This is a genomic window from Pseudomonas persica (assembly GCF_900291015.1).
GTDB lineage: Bacteria > Pseudomonadota > Gammaproteobacteria > Pseudomonadales > Pseudomonadaceae > Aquipseudomonas.
In genome coordinates this window covers 1-233 of record NZ_OLKL01000402.1, presented here as the reverse complement: position 1 = coordinate 233, position 233 = coordinate 1, and the positions used below count along the sequence as shown (strand labels likewise).

Genomic DNA, 233 nt, shown 5'->3' with positions numbered 1-233 from the left:
GTTGCCAAATAGATTAGCGTCATCGACATGCAGCGACAGTCGGCGCTGCGTTCCGCAATACTCACTGGTCAAAAAATGCAGCGGTGTGCCGTTAGCGACATTGGCTAAATCGAGTTGCACACGATTGTTATTTTTCTCGTTACTTAGTAAGCGGTTTAACGACTCACCCAGTAAGTCGGTACTTTTTGCGTAACCAAATAGACGTGCAGACGCAGGGTTGGCCGATAAAATAC

At 47.2% G+C, this 233-nt stretch carries 1 protein-coding gene; it reads right to left on the bottom strand.

The genetic code is table 11. From position 1 onward, the window contains the following. A partial coding sequence (locus tag FQ664_RS27660; RefSeq protein WP_218570457.1) for a PAS domain-containing protein occupies positions 1-233 on the bottom strand: 233 nt, incomplete at both ends.